A 740-nucleotide genomic window follows, 5' to 3' on the forward strand; every position below is an offset into this window, starting at 1 on the left:
TATTTCATATGACTGAGTTAGATTGCCTTCTAATATATCTTTAACTTTTAGTACCATGTTTATATTGGTATTTGCGCCGTTGCTCAGCAAGGAGACGGCTGTTCGTTCATTTAGCAGTATGACTACTTCGGTTCTGAAATTTGGATTGCCCCCAGTGTGTTCTATAATCGTTTGTTCGGCGTTTACGGACCATCCTGCCGCATAATACATACCGTTGACAGCCGAAACAGACATATCACCCCTATGTGATTTTTCGATAACCGTGTGAAATATTTCGGGTATGTCCTGCACGATACCCATCTGTATGCCCATCCAACGCGCCATATCTTTTGTATTAGAAATGATGTAGCCTGCGGGTTTATTCCCAGCATAATCCGGAGCCTTAAATGGAGTTGTCATAAAAAAGGAGGAACGGTAGCCCTTTGCCAACTGTCCAGTGGCTTGAGCATCTTCTTTATAAACATACGTCTGGTGAAGACCTAACGGCTGAAATACTTGTTCCTTCATAAAGTCTTCATAGCTTTGTCGCGACACAATCTCAATAACCAAACCCAAGACGTCATAATTAACGGTCCCATAGTTATACTGTTCACCGGGAGGGAACGCCAATTCAGCATCGACGAGCATTTCCACAGTCTTTTGCAACATATCCGGTGTATTGCCTTGTGGAATATTTTGAGTATGCCTAATATTTGTTAGACCACTGGTATGGTGAAGAAAGTTATTTAGTGTAAGACTTT

At 41.8% G+C, this 740-nt stretch carries 1 protein-coding gene; it reads right to left on the reverse strand.

All coding sequences use genetic code 11. From position 1 onward, the window contains the following. Window positions 1–740 (reverse strand): serine hydrolase domain-containing protein (locus tag Q3V31_RS30685; RefSeq protein ID WP_329767701.1); only part of this gene is annotated, 740 nt, incomplete at both ends.

It is taken from the genome of Bacillus nitratireducens, assembly GCF_036320425.1.
GTDB lineage: Bacteria > Bacillota > Bacilli > Bacillales > Bacillaceae_G > Bacillus_A > Bacillus_A nitratireducens.